The 13,381-nt window shown below is 44.6% G+C and carries 13 protein-coding genes, 1 other RNA gene and 1 riboswitch; of the genes, 10 read left to right on the top strand and 4 right to left on the bottom strand.

Features of this window, described 5'->3' with window-relative positions:
• Nucleotides 1-30: 30 nt before the first annotated feature.
• A complete protein-coding gene (locus ABVF09_RS02720; RefSeq protein ID WP_026771567.1) occupies nt 31-693 on the bottom strand; it encodes a methionine ABC transporter permease in 663 nt (220 codons plus the stop codon).
• On the bottom strand, nt 686-1,696 hold the full coding sequence (locus ABVF09_RS02715) for a methionine ABC transporter ATP-binding protein (RefSeq protein ID WP_371068567.1): 1,011 nt from the start codon (nt 1,694-1,696) through the stop codon (nt 686-688). Before ABVF09_RS02715 ends, ABVF09_RS02720 begins: the two co-directional genes overlap by 8 nt.
• 75 nt (nt 1,697-1,771) lie before the next feature.
• Nucleotides 1,772-1,879, bottom strand: a riboswitch (SAM riboswitch).
• A gap of 183 nt (nt 1,880-2,062) precedes the next feature.
• Between ABVF09_RS02715 and ABVF09_RS02710 the strand changes: the two genes are divergently transcribed.
• A complete protein-coding gene (locus ABVF09_RS02710; protein ID WP_026571806.1) occupies nt 2,063-2,260 on the top strand; it encodes a YwbE family protein in 198 nt (65 codons plus the stop codon).
• Between the two features lie 90 nt (nt 2,261-2,350).
• On the opposite strand, the gene ABVF09_RS02705 is transcribed toward ABVF09_RS02710, so the two are convergent.
• Nucleotides 2,351-3,139, bottom strand: a complete 789-nt coding sequence (locus tag ABVF09_RS02705) for an HAD family hydrolase (protein WP_026571807.1) — start codon at nt 3,137-3,139, stop codon at nt 2,351-2,353.
• Between the two features lie 166 nt (nt 3,140-3,305).
• On the opposite strand from ABVF09_RS02705, the gene ABVF09_RS02700 reads away from it, so the two are divergent.
• From ABVF09_RS02700 to ssrS, 4 genes are all read left to right on the top strand, one after another.
• Entirely contained in the window at nt 3,306-4,649 is a 1,344-nt protein-coding gene (locus ABVF09_RS02700; protein ID WP_371068566.1) for a hypothetical protein, read from the top strand.
• 105 nt (nt 4,650-4,754) lie between these two features.
• Nucleotides 4,755-5,825 carry a C45 family autoproteolytic acyltransferase/hydrolase gene (locus tag ABVF09_RS02695; RefSeq protein ID WP_371068565.1) on the top strand — a complete coding sequence of 357 codons (1,071 nt, stop codon included), beginning with the start codon at nt 4,755-4,757 and terminating at the stop codon, nt 5,823-5,825.
• A gap of 238 nt (nt 5,826-6,063) precedes the next feature.
• A complete protein-coding gene (locus ABVF09_RS02690) occupies nt 6,064-6,258 on the top strand; it encodes a Spo0E family sporulation regulatory protein-aspartic acid phosphatase (protein WP_037329074.1) in 195 nt (64 codons plus the stop codon).
• A gap of 57 nt (nt 6,259-6,315) precedes the next feature.
• A non-coding RNA gene (ssrS, locus tag ABVF09_RS02685) (6S RNA) lies at nt 6,316-6,502 on the top strand.
• 810 nt (nt 6,503-7,312) lie between these two features.
• Here ssrS and ABVF09_RS02680 read toward each other — a convergent pair.
• Nucleotides 7,313-8,191 (bottom strand): SDR family oxidoreductase, encoded by an 879-nt coding sequence (locus ABVF09_RS02680; RefSeq protein WP_035427598.1) that lies wholly within the window; start codon nt 8,189-8,191, stop codon nt 7,313-7,315.
• A gap of 280 nt (nt 8,192-8,471) precedes the next feature.
• Here ABVF09_RS02680 and ABVF09_RS02675 point away from each other — a divergent pair, with 280 nt between their 5' ends.
• The 5 genes from ABVF09_RS02675 (at nt 8,472) to ABVF09_RS02655 (ending at nt 13,374) form a co-directional block, all read left to right on the top strand.
• A complete protein-coding gene (locus ABVF09_RS02675; protein WP_026571968.1) occupies nt 8,472-8,687 on the top strand; it encodes a hypothetical protein in 216 nt (71 codons plus the stop codon).
• A gap of 21 nt (nt 8,688-8,708) precedes the next feature.
• Nucleotides 8,709-9,440: a nucleotidyltransferase domain-containing protein gene (locus tag ABVF09_RS02670; RefSeq protein ID WP_371068564.1), complete on the top strand. Its 732-nt coding sequence runs from the start codon at nt 8,709-8,711 to the stop codon at nt 9,438-9,440.
• 95 nt (nt 9,441-9,535) lie between these two features.
• Nucleotides 9,536-10,189, top strand: coding sequence for a hypothetical protein (locus ABVF09_RS02665; RefSeq protein ID WP_371068563.1), 654 nt, complete (start codon nt 9,536-9,538; stop codon nt 10,187-10,189).
• 182 nt (nt 10,190-10,371) lie between these two features.
• Nucleotides 10,372-10,944 carry a nucleotidyltransferase family protein gene (locus ABVF09_RS02660; RefSeq protein ID WP_026571967.1) on the top strand — a complete coding sequence of 191 codons (573 nt, stop codon included), beginning with the start codon at nt 10,372-10,374 and terminating at the stop codon, nt 10,942-10,944.
• A 504-nt stretch (nt 10,945-11,448) separates the two neighbouring features.
• Nucleotides 11,449-13,374 (top strand): heavy metal translocating P-type ATPase, encoded by a 1,926-nt coding sequence (locus ABVF09_RS02655; RefSeq protein WP_026571966.1) that lies wholly within the window; start codon nt 11,449-11,451, stop codon nt 13,372-13,374.
• Nucleotides 13,375-13,381: the final 7 nt, after the last annotated feature.

Below are 13,381 nucleotides of genomic sequence, written 5' to 3'. Positions count from 1 at the left end.
ATTCTTCGTTGATAAACTTTTTATATTTTCTCAGCGCTTGTTGACCGCCTTTGCGATGAAGTCACCGAGATACTGCACAAATTGGACCAATACGATCAATACGATAACGGTAGTGAACATGACGGTATCGTCATAGCGGTAATAGCCATACCGGATAGCCAAGTCGCCGATACCTCCGCCGCCGACGGTTCCCGCCATCGCCGAGTAACCGATAAGGCTGATGGCTGTGATGGTCAAGCCACTGATCAAACCGGGCTTTGCTTCCGGGAAAATGATATCTTTGATAATCATCCATGGGGAAGCTCCGACTGCAACAGCAGCTTCGATAACACCTTTATCGATTTCTCTGGCGGCCGATTCGACAATACGGGCATAGAACGGAATGGCGGCCACCGATAAGGAAACGGATGCAGCCAGTGGCCCGATAGTTGTATTGGTCAGCAGCTTCGTAAATGGAATCAGGAAAACAAGTAAAATAATAAATGGGATCGAGCGGATTAAATTAACAATGATTCCGACAACCAGTTTTACAAATTTGTTTTCCAGAAAAAGTCCTTTGTCGGTGACGTATAGCAAAATCCCCATCGGCAAGCCAATAAGAACGGCCACCAGCAGACTTATCCCCACCATCAGCATCGTTTCCAAAAAAGCTGTATTCAACTCCGGCAAAAGTTCGATAATCCGATCAAGCATGCTGAATCACCTCCAGCTGATTGACACGCTCTTTTAAGTAAGCAACCGCTTTGTCTACTTCGGATCGTTCACCGGTCATTTCCATAATGAAAATGCCGAGTGGTGTTTCGCCGATGTATTCGACTTTCCCGTGCAGGATATTCCCGCGTACCGAGAAAGTCTGCAGCATATCGGAAACAACGGCTTCACCGGCGATGTCACCACGGAATTGGAGGCGCATCAAGGTTCCGGTGCAGTTTTCCAATAATTTGGCCGGCAGCTCAAAGCTAAGGACAGTTTGAATGAACGCTTTGGTGAGCGGCTCGGTCGGATTGGCGAAAATTTCATATGTAGATCCTTCTTCGATCACGCGTCCCTCCTGCATGACCGCACAACGGTTGCAGATTTCTTTGACAACTTCCATTTCATGGGTAATGATGACAATCGTAATTCCAAACTGCTGATTGATTTTTTTCAATAATTTCAATATCGATTTCGTCGTACCTGGATCGAGTGCGGAAGTGGCTTCATCACAAAGCAGGACCTTCGGGTTGTTCGCGAGTGCCCGGGCGATGCTTACCCGCTGTTTTTGGCCGCCGCTCAATTGAGCCGGATAGTCGTTCGCTTTCTCGCGCAAACCGACTAATTCAAGCAATTCCAAGACGCGATTTTTCCGTTTGGATTTTGGGACTCCGGCAGCTTTTAAGGCAAAAGCGACATTTTCGAAGACTGTTTTTGATGAAACCAGGTAAAATCCCTGAAAAATCATCCCGATCGATTGTCTCGCTTCCCGAAGTTCCTTGCTGGATAAGCTCAACAGATCAACATTGTCGATCCATACTTTGCCGGTAGTCGGGCGCTCCAAAATATTCATGCAGCGGAGCAATGTGCTTTTTCCGGCTCCGCTGTAACCGACGATGCCGTAAATTTCCCCTTTTCTGATGTCCAGGGAAACTTCATCAACGCCGGTCACTAAACCAGCTTTTGTTTTGAACATCTTACTTACATTTTCAATTGTAATCATCCTGTTCCCCCCCAAACATCGTACAAAAATAAAAAAACCTCTTTCATTCAGAAAGAGGGAAGAAATACTATTCAATCCTTATCTTTCAGAATGAATCACCATTCTGCAGGAGGTAGCACCACTCCGCAAGGAAGGTTGCTGTGACGTCGACAGGCCTGGTCCCTCGGTCACTCTGGATAAGATTTATTAGATATGTAATTTGTAAGTAAGATAGATTCTATCATAATTGGCTGATAAATGTTTGTCAATGTATTTTAATTGGTAAAAATCAAAAAATTTCAGAGAATGAAAATGATAAGGTTTTCATGGAAACGACAGGCTTTTAATGGTAAGATGCTAACAGCAATACTGGAAGGAGTGACTTTGATGGATGGAAGGAAACGAAGTGCTATTAACCCGGGAGACTCAGTAGATATTGTGCTGAAGAAAGACCAGCGGTCCGGAAATTTGACCAAAGGGGTTGTGCGGGATATTCTAACCAATTCAAGCGAGCATCCGCACGGGATCAAAGTCCGTTTGGAAGATGGACAGGTTGGAAGGGTCAAGTCCGTCCATAAAGATTGAACATGCGTGACATAAAACAAGGGAGCGGATCGTCGTGAACAGACGGACCGCTCCCTTTTTGGGGAAAAGCTTACCACACCTTCAATTTCCTTATTTTATCAGTCCCAAGCTTTGCAGGCCTTTATAAATGCCGGAATCTTCTACAGTCGTTGTCCGATGCTTGGCATATTGGAAAAGGTCAGGGTGGGCATTTCCCATGGCAAACCCTTCGCCGACTGCCTGCATTAACTGCTTGTCATTCATGCCATCGCCAAAAGCAATCGCGCTTTCTTTCGGGATTTGCAGTCTATCGAGTAACTTGGCCACGGCTTTTCCTTTATTGACACTGTCTCTGATAACATCATAGCAGTGGTCAAGTCCGCTTACGTTCACTTGAGAAAAATCAATGTCATCTTCAACTTTGTAAAGAGAGGGATCTGTTTTCGAAAGTTTCATTAGGGTGACACCCAAAATATCATCGATCACTTCCGGTCCGAACAGTGCGTTTTTCTTTAATTCGAAAACATCGATGAATCGTTTTACGACCTCTGCTTCCATCGAGGTGTAGTAATTTCTTTCACTAGTATAAAGCACCATTTCATGTCCATGGCGGCTGGCCGTTTCAGTGAATTTTCGAACCGTATCTGCTTTCAGCGGTTCATCGACAATTACCTCATCCCGGTAGATGGCAAAAGCGCCGTTATAACCGATAAAGGAATGGATGTCGAGCTCCGTGGCGATATCAGCGATTTCATGGAGTGGACGGCCAGTTGCCAGGAAAACTTCCACGCCTTTTTCTTTGACCTCGAGCACTGCCTGTCTGGTGGAGTCTTGGATGGTATGATCAGGACGCAGAATTGTGCCATCAATGTCTAAAAACAAAACCTTGTAGTCGTTCATGTGATTCTCCTTTTGCTTTGAATGATTATTCGTTAACTAGGATGAATCTTATCATATCTTGTGCCCTTATTGAAAACTTTGCCCTTATAGCTCGTACAATACCTGGCAAGGATGTCGGTATGGTAAAATAGGTGAAAAGCATGAGAATGAATACGGGAGAGCAGTCATGAAAAATTTACAGAAGCAAAGCATCAAGGTAATTGATTTTCGAAACGGGAATGTCACAGAAAACATTGGGCAGCTGGGAATAAAAGATGATTTTCTCATCATTGCTGGAATGGAGGTGTTTCCTCCTTCCAGAACACCATTTGGCGAACTTTTTCTGAAAGATGATTTTGAGCTGGAAGGCCCGGGGATGAATGGTCGTCTGGTACCCGTGATACAGGAAAACCTGGGGAAGATTGTCAGCAACCTGAAAGCTGTCCGGTTTTACATAGGACACGAGAAAGATACGATACAGACGCCGAGTACGGAAGAAATACAACATAGGGTGGATGATGTCAATCACCAGTTCGACTGCCTGGACAGCGAACAGGTGCAACGTTGGCTATATGAAAACAATTCTGATTATCGACATAAAATAGTATCTGCCAGAGAATGTACTGAACAAACAATCCAAACCTTGTACATTTCCAATCTGGATTTTCCTGATGTAAAAGAAATAACGGCTGATTATTTACAGCTGCCTGAGTTAAAGGAACACCTTCGGGGAACAGGGCCGGAGGAGGGCAAAACCTATGTGGGGTTGCTCCTCTGTGGCAATCATGTTCAATGGGTGGAAAAAAACGGAGACGAAACAGTCCTGAAAGATAAACTAGAGCATGAATACAGGAAATGGTGGACGGAAAACAAAGCTGAAGACCACTTGTGTCGTAAAGCGATTGTTCCACTGGACACAGATAAGGAAGATCCTTACATTGCTGTCCACCATTATGTTTTTCCGGCATTTGGCGGGAAGTATCAGTCGGGGCGGCTTCGTTACAGCGTTTGTTCGAGCTTTACCGAGGGCGTGCTGGCCAAAGACCAGTTGCAAAAGCAAAATAAGCTGAGGAACAGCAATCAAACCGAGTATTTCTTATTGTTTAACCGTACCTTGGATGTCGTTTATACTGCAGGGCTTAATGAGCGATATTGCCAGAACTGCTGCGCGTTTTATTACCCATTGCCCCGGCATTTCCTTATGGAGGACCATTTAAAACAATACAGTCCGTATATCCAAGGAAGACATATTCCTGTAGAGGTCGGCATATTCAACAAAACCAAGTATTTGTTTGATGAGTTCGCTTGTCCTTCGTGTGGTGAAAAGTTGAAGAAGGTCTATGAAGTATTCACCAAGCCCTCCAAGCCAAGAAGGTATGAGCCTGAAAGCGAAGAAGATTATGATATCTACGATTATCTGTCGATGGAAGCGAAAATGGAAGCAGAAGAGAGAAGCAGCCAGCATGAACTGGAATGGATCACTGAACAGGATCAGACGATTTTTGACAGAAGTCCTTATGAGGAAGACTGATATCTGTAAATTGTCTTATTGGTTAATCAATCCTTTTTCCTTTTCTCGTTTTGCTAGTTTCCGTTATCCTTATGGAATAAATAGCAGATAAAGAGGGAGCAGCAGATGAAACAAATCTACAGTAACATCATCCAATACCGTGGCACTCATTATGAGTTCGGCCGGAAGCAAGGAGAAGAACTGAAGGGTTCCTTGACCGTCCAAAACCGTGAAAAGCAATGGAAGGTAAGGAAACCGCGTTTTACAGTGGATAGAAAAGAGGCAGAACAAGCAATCACCCGATTTTCACCGGGTGTGTGGAAGGAACTGCAGGGACTACGGGATGCTTTGGATTGGCCGATGGAACGGGTATTGATGGAGTTTGGCGGCTATCGGGTTGAATATGAAAAATCGGGCTGCTCGATTGTGACGGGGGACAATTATCTTGTCCGGAACTATGATTATCATCCTAAAACGTACGAAGGGCGGTATGTTATGTTCCAGCCGACCGATGGAGGGTATGCGATCGTCGGACCTTCACAGAGGATAACCGGGCGTCCCGATGGGATGAACGAAAAGGGGCTGGTGCTTGGCTACAATTTCATGCATCGTAAAAAACCCGGTGATGGTTTTATATGTGCCATGATTGGAAGACTCGTACTCGAATCATGCAAGAATGTGAAGGAAGCAGTCGCAATGTTGAAGGAGATTCCGCATCGCCATTCGTTTAGTTATATCGTCTATGATGCCGGTGGAGAAACATTTATCGTAGAGGCTTCTCCCAGAGGGGTGGAAGTACGTCAATCCAATGTTTGCACGAATCATTTTGAAATCATGAAACAGGAAAACCGTAACTATTTGGTGGATTCGGAACGCAGAAAGGGAATCATTGACGGAGAAAGACAAGCTTTTAAAAACGGGTATGATGCTTTCAGACTGATGAATGACTCGGATAAGGGGGTATTTTCCGATCAGTACCGCAACTGGGCGGGTACTATCCATACATCTGCCTATTTCCCCCGGGAGATGAAAGCGTGGTTTGCATTGGGGGGAGATCAGGAGCCGACAGAAATAGACGTAAAAGAATGGCTGGATGGGGAAGATTATCCTAAACAGCGGATACATGGGGAAGTAAATACTGACATTCCGTTCGTTCATATGGAAGAAGGCGCAAGCTGGATGAACGGGAAACGTTAAAAGAGGATGGACGGCAAAAGCCGTCCATGTTTTATAAATGCAGGGTTCAGGCGGCGCTGCGAAATGCCCCTTCGCTTTTCACTGACGGCTGGCGTCCCGCTTACGGAAAGAATCGGAGTAAAGCACTTAGATAGACAAGTGTTGGGAATTTGTAACATTATGCGTGAATTTTCCATTCTTTTGCCACAATAAACTGAGATAATGTCATAATAGACTTTCCCGGAGGATGGTTTTACATATGCGCAAATATGAGGCAACGATTGGGGAAATGCAAACGAAAATAGATAAAAAGCGCAAGGAGCTATACGATTTAGCTCAAGTAAAAGGAATTGCGAGTGCAGAAGTGTTGAGATGCAGTGAACAATTGGATCAATTGATTGTTATCTTGCAACAAAAGAAGTATGAGCGTCTAAAAAAAGAGGGAAGCAAATAAACGGAAATTGGTAAACAATGTTATTGCAATTTCTGCTATGCTGCTGTATTATATGAATACAAGCTACGTTGTTCGTAATGATAATAAGTTTTAACCTTTAAACTGTAATAGGGAGTTTTAAATTGAATGTGGAATGTCAAGCCTCCACGATAGAGGAAGACAGGAAGGGTTCTGCGAACACCCACTTTGAGGAGTGGTGGTTTAAAACTTTATTACGAGAGGTTACGGCAAATGTGGCTCTAAACATGATATGGAACAGGCAGTCCTTCATAGGGCTGGCTTTTTGAATGAAAGAAATCCCCTGTCTTTGTGACAGGGGATTTTTCACTTTCCACTTTCTTACTACAGGATAACCGACATCGTTGATAGAAACTGCGACATAACTGTAATGGGAAGCTCCGTTGCCTATTCAAAAAGCGTGCTAACCACCGCTTCGGCAGTATACTTCGCTTTCCGCGGGCACGGCTTCAGCTAACTAGGTAAAGAAAACCGCTTTACCTAGTGGATCTTCAGCTCGCGCTGTTCCCGCTGGAGTCTACGCATGCTACCTACGCTAAGAAGCATGGTGTTATCGCAAACCTAGAGACTTTTTCTTTGAGTCCCAACAAGCCATCTTAAAAGCTTTTGTCAGGAAATGTGTACTTCTTTTCATAAATAGATAGTTGAAGTTCCATTTATTATCCTGTTCTTGGACTTTCTGCTTGTTCCCTGGCAATGTCTTTTGATGATACGGTGCATAGAGTACCATGAATAAAAATTTCGAGGCGTTTCTAAACAGAAAGCTGTTCCTAGCGAAGAAAATACCCGAAGACTCCTCGAAAATACAAAACAATTTTCTTCGTGCGATGCATCGCTGCCGCAGCCTTCCTTGTCCTGCGGGAGGAAAGGCCTCGGTGAGATCCCGCAGAGCGTTAGCTCGAGGAAGCTCACCAGCCGCCCGCGGAAAGCGCAGGGTATTTTCGCAGCGTCGAATTCCAACTCAACAAAAGTAAGTTCAGGAAGACGCGCCCAAACTATGTCGCAGTTTATATTTAGTGTGAATAACAACTTCCGATTATGATGAAGTGTACATCCCGCCATTGATATGGACGAATTGTCCGGTCATATAGGCCCCTTCGTCCGAAGCGAGCAGGATATAGCTGCCTACATGATCTGCTGGCTGTCCCGGGCGCCCGAGTGGAGTACTTGATCCAAATTCGCTTATTTGGTCCTCAGGTATAGTCGCTGGAATCAGCGGTGTCCAGATTGGACCTGGTGCTACCCCGTTCACACGGATGCCTTGTGGTGCGAGCTCTTGTGCAATCGAACGAGTGAAAGCGACTATCGCTCCTTTGGTGGATGTATAATCGACCAGTTGTTTGTTGCCGACATAAGCATTGATCGAAGCGGTATTAATAATCGCACTGCCAGTGTTTAAATGCGGTATGGCCGCCTGTGTGATGTAGAACATAGAGAAAAAGTTGACGTCGAACGTCCTGCGCAATTGCGCAGGAGTGATATCACGCACGTTTTGTTTCACTTCCTGCCGGGCGGCATTGTTCACGACGATATCCAGTTTCCCGTGCTGATTGACAACATCTTCGACAAGTTGGTTGCAAAAATTCTCGTCCCCAATATCCCCCGGATGGAGCGTGCATGTAACCCCTTCTTGTTCAATACGTTGTTTGGTGGCTTCGGCATCTTTATGTTCATCTAAATAGGCAATGGCCACATGGGCCCCTTCTTTTGCATACCCAATAGCGACAGCTTTGCCGATTCCGCTGTCGCCTCCAGTTATCAGTGCAACACGGTCTTTCAGTTTTCCGCTGCCAACATGGCTTTCCACCTCATAAATCGGCTTCGGATCCATTTCTGACTCCAATCCTGGCTGGCGGGATTGCTGCTGGGTAGGAATGCCGTCAGACAGGGGAGTTTGTTTACTTAATTCATCCATATCTATTGCCTCCTTGTAGGTTTCCATTTGATTTCTTTTTGGTTATACCCTTTTATGTTGCAGGAAAAACAGTCTGTCCGCTTCCTTAACATTTGTCATTCTGTTTCATTTATGACCATACGTCTCCTCTATATCAAGCGTCCATGTTCTTGCTTTTCTAAAATGAAAGGTTTCCGGAAAAGCCCGGTTATGGTAGCCTTATCTTATCAGAAATTTCCAATAACCACCTGGACGGCAAAAACAACGGGACAGACATACGACTAGAAAATGGAGGATGTTAATGAAAAAACAACCTAGAACTGTTGAAAGAAAAATGGTTTATCTTTTAGCCGGATTAGCGCTTTCCCTCGGCATCTTACTTTTGCTTTCTACTTCCGTCATGAATCACTTACAAATCAATAATGCAGCCAATCAATGTGTGGAAATTGGTGGAGATCCGATTGTGGAAAAGGATTTGCTAGCCTTTAATTGGTCTTTTTCTTGTGACGTTGATTGAATGAAGAGGAGAGGTATTCACATGGAGGCAAAAACGAAGCAGACCGCTGTGACCGCGGCAAAAAATTTTATCGGGAAGTACTTTACTCATTGCGAGGGAGCATTGTTGGCGGGCAGTGTTGTCAGAGGGGAAGCAACATCAGCTTCCGATTTGGATATCGTGATTTTCGATTCCCGCTATTCTGGTTCATTTCGAGAATCGTTTATGGAGTTTGGTTGGCCGATCGAGGCTTTTGTACATAATTTTCATACTTATAAGGCATTTTTCCAACAGGATATAGAGCGTGCCAGGCCATCCTTGCCCCGTATGGTTACAGAAGGAATCATTTTGAAAGACAGTTGCAGCTTGGTAGGTTCGATTAAAAAAGAAGCAGCAGAGCTTTTGGCAGCTGGCCCAAATCCTTGGACGGAGGAAGATTTAGAACGGAAGAGATACTTTTTGACCGATGCACTGGACGATTTCATCGGTAGTACGCTTCGCGAGGAAGATTTGCTGATTGCCAACACGCTAGCTCAGTTGACAAGTGAATTTTACTTGCGCGTGAATGGACAATGGGTCGGTGCTTCTAAATGGACCGTACGCGCCTTGCGGCAATATGACCCAGCTTTTACTGAGTGCTTTATTATGGCTTTTGAAACCTTTTATCGTGATAACAGGAAAGAAAAGGTCATCGAGCTGGTCGACCGTGTCATGGAGCCGTATGGAGGGAGGCTGTTCGCAGGGTTTTCAATAGGGAAAACAGAAAAATATTAAATAAGGAAGTTTGCTATTCCGTTTTGGTAAGAAATACAAAATGGCAGGTGCTGATCCCTATGCTCGCACAGACATCAAGTCGGGGAGGTCTGGTTTTGATTGTCCGAAAAAAGTTTTTCATCCTGTCACTGATATTGTTCTTGATTGTCTATTTTCTGAATTTGTCTTTCCCTCACGATATGCCTTTGGGCGAAGTGCTGATTTCTAATCTGGGTTTAACGGCCAGGTCTTCCACAGGGATTCATTATTTAGGAATATTGCTATTGGTTTTGTTCGCAAGCAGTTTGTTTTTCTTGAGCAATTCTTTAAAAAAGTACGAAATCCGATTCATCTTGCTGACCATTGTTATCCTGATATTCACTCCGCCGTTTTTTATCCATGCTTTTCAACGAACAATGGCTACGGGGATTTATGCACTGGATTATGAAAAAGAGCGGAGCAAGTGCGAATTTGAAATGCTGGATAAGACGCACTTGTCAGGAAAGTGCGAGCTTTTTTTCGTCAATTACAGCAGTGACCCTGTAACCTATCAGCTGACATTTACTGAACCGCCATTTGACCGTCCGCCGATGGTTTCCTTGATGAATAATCGTGCTCCTTATTCGATAACATTGCAGGGTAACGAAGAAAGATGGGTGGATTTGGAGGCCGAGATAGACACTTCCCGGATGAAAGAATACATTGAAAGCGGAGAAGCGAATGGTGTTGGCATCATTGTAAAGAATGGTGATCAATACAGGGAACTGTAAGAGTATCGTTTAAGTGGCAGCTGTTTCTTACAAGTAAGGTGAAGAAACAATTTGGCATGGTGGAAAACGTTGAAGAAATGAAAAAGGTTATTGATGCAAAGAACTGCCAGTTACGCCATTCATCTTGACAGGCCTGATCTTCTTGTCGAAACCACCGAGGCTATGCTGAAAGGAAAGGGGAAATAGTGATGAAGACAGAAGGCGATATCATCCGTTTGATAGAGGAAGATAGCTGGATGATGGAAGTCATCCATGCAGCTGCAACACTTCATTTGCCGGATTGGTGGGTGTGTGCCGGATTTGTCCGGGCGAAAATTTGGGACACGTTGCATCAATTTAATAGGAGAACACCGCTTTCCGATATAGATGTAATTTTCTTTGACCCAGAGCACCCGGAAGAAGCGTACGAGAAGCAATTGGAGCAACAGTTATCACTCGTTCTTCCCGGTCTGCCATGGTCGGTGAAAAATCAGGCGCGGATGCATCTAATCAATGGACTTCCTCCCTATACGTCTTCGGTGGATGCAATGGCCAACTTTCCGGAAACTGCAACAGCAATCGGGGTGAAAATCAACGAGCTTGGAGATATGGTCCTTTCCGCTCCGCATGGAATAGAGGATTTATTAAACCTTGAAGTGAAACCAACGCCAAAGTTTCTCGATAAAGAGCTGCTAAAGGTATTTGACCAACGGATGGAAAACAAGGCATGGAAACAAAACTGGAGTAACGTAACCATTTACAAAGGGGGAGCTTAGTGAGTAGAAGGGATCAAGAAGTGATGGTTGTGATCGGCGCAGGAATTTATCGTAACAATCCAAGATGGATTCATACCCAGGAAACGGAACAGATGGACAGTTGGGATTCATTTCTTTGATTGTGGATGCAATTAAACTGAATCATTTGCGCTGAATAATGGAGATATACTTCAGTTAATAGGATGGCATATTTGCCTAAAAAGTAACAGGATTGATTAATAAAGAAAAAGAAAGGTTGGTTGATTTTTTCTTTGAAAATTGCCGTGTGAGCTGTCTGCAGCAAAAATGCTGCAGGCAGCTTTTTTAGTTGGATTGTGAACAGTAGAGCCCGAACTCTTGTTATTTAATCTAAATAAACTAGGTAGTGAACAAGCAGTTGTGATAAGCACAAGATAAAGAAATGAGCGTTTAAGCTTGATTTCCTCTCGTTTTAATTTATAATATTAGTTAGATAATAATAATTATAAAATAATAAATCCTGTAAAGAGAGAGGAAGTGGTGGAGATGAGCTCCGAAGTTGTTCAGGCAGGGACGGCTAAAGAAAAAACAGCGTCTACTCCCATCAGCAAATTGGTTGATGGTTTGAAAAATCATGGTGAACTTGTTGCAGCCATCAGCAGTGGATTTCTGGTGTTGATTGCCTGGTCGTTGGAGGAGAGAATAACAGAGCCAATGTTTATCTTTCTTCATCTTGCGGCATTTCTGATTGGCGGATATGCAAAAGCGAAGGAAGGCTTGACTGAAACCATTCAGGACAGGAAGTTGAATGTCGAAATGCTGATGGTGTTTGCTGCAATAGGTTCAGCGGCAATTGGTTACTGGACAGAAGGAGCCATTTTGATTTTCATCTTTGCTTTGAGTGGGGCCCTGGAGACTTATACGATGAATAAAAGTCAAAAGGAGCTTTCAGGCTTGATGGATTTGCAGCCTCAGTCAGCGGTACGGCTTGTAAACGGAAAAGAAATGGCAGTAGCAGTATCAGAGTTGGCAGTGGGTGATCTTGTTCTCATCAAAGCAGGCGAAAGGGTACCGGCTGATGGAAAAATAAGCAGAGGAAACACTTCATTGGATGAATCGGCGATAACTGGTGAAGCATTTCCGGTCGGAAAACAGCAAGGCGACAACGTATTTGCGGGTACAATCAATATGAATGGCACCATTACGGTGGAAGTCAGCAAGCCTGTTGATAAGACGCTATTCCAAAAAATCATCTATCTAGTCCAGTCCGCTCAAAGTGAAAAGTCGCCATCCCAGCTTTTTATAGAGCGGTTTGAAGGTACTTATGTGAAAGCGGTCCTGATCGCTGTTCTATTAATGATGACGATTCCTCCTTTTATCATTGGTTGGAGCTGGCAGGAAGCAATTTATCGTGCGATGGTGCTACTGGTAGTAGCATCACCGTGTGCATTGGTCGCTTCCATCATGCCTGCGATGCTTTCATCGATTTCCAATGGTGCCCGCCACGGCATTCTGTTTAAAGGCGGCATCCATTTGGAAAAATTGTCCCGTTTGAAGGCAATAGCTTTCGACAAGACAGGTACCCTGACAGAAGGGAAACCTCACGTCACCGATGCCTATTTCCGTGACGACGATGTCAGCATTCTAGAAAACATCCGGCAGATAGAAGCGAACTCGAATCATCCTTTGGCTCAATCTATTGTAAGGTATGCAGAATCAAAAAAAGGGCATGCCACTTCTCTGCCGGAACAGGTCACAGAAGAACGCGGCCATGGTATAAAGGCAGTATTGGAAGAAACGAGTTGGAAAATCGGCAGTGCCGACTTCGTCGGAAGGGAAGAGGCAGCGGGATTCCGGAAAGGTATCGCCGACAGTCTGGCAGCGGAGGGAAAGACGGTTGTTTTTGCTGCCGACGAGCGAGGCATTGCTGCGGTGATAGCCCTAAAGGATACGGTCAGGAAGGAAACAGCGGCAGCACTAAACACCTTGCAGAAAAATGGCATTACGACCGTTATGCTGACCGGGGACAACGAAAAAACCGCTGCAGCAATAGCAGCGGAATGTGGAATCGATGATTATGCGGCAGGATGCCTGCCTGATGAGAAGTTAACGTATATCGACCGATTGAAAGACCGGTATGGAACAGTCGGCATGGTCGGTGACGGCATCAATGATGCACCCGCCCTGGCTACGGCTGATGTGGGGATAGCCATGGGGGCAGGTACAGATGTAGCCTTGGAAACATCAGATATCGTCTTGATGAAAAATGATTTAAGCAAGATCGCCGACGCCGTGTCGCTTTCCGGTCGAATGAACAGAATCGTTAAACAAAATGTTTTCTTTTCTGTCACAGTCATTCTGTTATTGATCATGACCAATTTCATACAGGTTCTCGACTTGCCTCTAGGAGTAATCGGCCATGAAGGCAGTACGATCCTGGTTATTTTAAATGGGTTACGGCTTTTGCGCTAGCAGGCAG

This window comes from Sediminibacillus sp. JSM 1682029 (assembly GCF_041366435.1).
GTDB lineage: Bacteria > Bacillota > Bacilli > Bacillales > Amphibacillaceae > Sediminibacillus > Sediminibacillus terrae.
This window is presented reverse-complemented; position numbering and strand designations above follow the sequence as displayed.

What these genes read in the sequence shown, in the direction of transcription:
- ABVF09_RS02655 (WP_026571966.1), top strand. Translation starts at nt 11,449, where the DNA reads ATGAGCTCCGAAGTTGTTCAGGCAGGGACGGCTAAAGAAAAAACAGCG.
- ABVF09_RS02700 (WP_371068566.1), top strand. Translation starts at nt 3,306, where the DNA reads ATGAAAAATTTACAGAAGCAAAGCATCAAGGTAATTGATTTTCGAAAC.
- ABVF09_RS02710 (WP_026571806.1), top strand. Translation starts at nt 2,063, where the DNA reads ATGGATGGAAGGAAACGAAGTGCTATTAACCCGGGAGACTCAGTAGAT.
- ABVF09_RS02720 (WP_026771567.1), bottom strand. Translation starts at nt 693, where the DNA reads ATGCTTGATCGGATTATCGAACTTTTGCCGGAGTTGAATACAGCTTTT.
- ABVF09_RS02680 (WP_035427598.1), bottom strand. Translation starts at nt 8,191, where the DNA reads ATGGATGAATTAAGTAAACAAACTCCCCTGTCTGACGGCATTCCTACC.
- ABVF09_RS02690 (WP_037329074.1), top strand. Translation starts at nt 6,064, where the DNA reads ATGCGCAAATATGAGGCAACGATTGGGGAAATGCAAACGAAAATAGAT.
- ABVF09_RS02705 (WP_026571807.1), bottom strand. Translation starts at nt 3,139, where the DNA reads ATGAACGACTACAAGGTTTTGTTTTTAGACATTGATGGCACAATTCTG.
- ABVF09_RS02715 (WP_371068567.1), bottom strand. Translation starts at nt 1,696, where the DNA reads ATGATTACAATTGAAAATGTAAGTAAGATGTTCAAAACAAAAGCTGGT.
- ABVF09_RS02695 (WP_371068565.1), top strand. Translation starts at nt 4,755, where the DNA reads ATGAAACAAATCTACAGTAACATCATCCAATACCGTGGCACTCATTAT.
- ABVF09_RS02670 (WP_371068564.1), top strand. Translation starts at nt 8,709, where the DNA reads ATGGAGGCAAAAACGAAGCAGACCGCTGTGACCGCGGCAAAAAATTTT.
- ABVF09_RS02675 (WP_026571968.1), top strand. Translation starts at nt 8,472, where the DNA reads ATGAAAAAACAACCTAGAACTGTTGAAAGAAAAATGGTTTATCTTTTA.